The following is a 228-nucleotide window of genomic DNA, read 5'->3' on the forward strand; positions in this document are numbered from 1 at the left end:
GGCCACGCACAGGTGACCGGTCTCGGCGTAAGGCAGGGCGTGCTGCATGGTGGCGGCGTCGCGGATCTCGCCGAGCATGCTCACGTCCGGTGCCTCGCGCAGCACGTTCCGCAGGGCATCGGCGAAGCTGTGGGTATCCAGGCCCACTTCGTGCTGGTCGATGATCGAGCGCTGGTGGCTGTGGAGAAATTCGCTGGGGTCTTCGATGCAGACGATATGCCCGCTGCG

General features: G+C 66.2%; 1 protein-coding gene. It reads right to left on the reverse strand.

What is annotated here, in order from left to right; translation table 11 throughout:
• On the reverse strand, positions 1-228 hold a 228-nt coding region (locus VC352_RS25185; protein WP_322982194.1), incomplete at both ends, for an ATPase, T2SS/T4P/T4SS family.

The organism is Pseudomonas sp. C11 (assembly GCF_034683865.1).
Taxonomy (GTDB): Bacteria; Pseudomonadota; Gammaproteobacteria; order Pseudomonadales; family Pseudomonadaceae; genus Aquipseudomonas.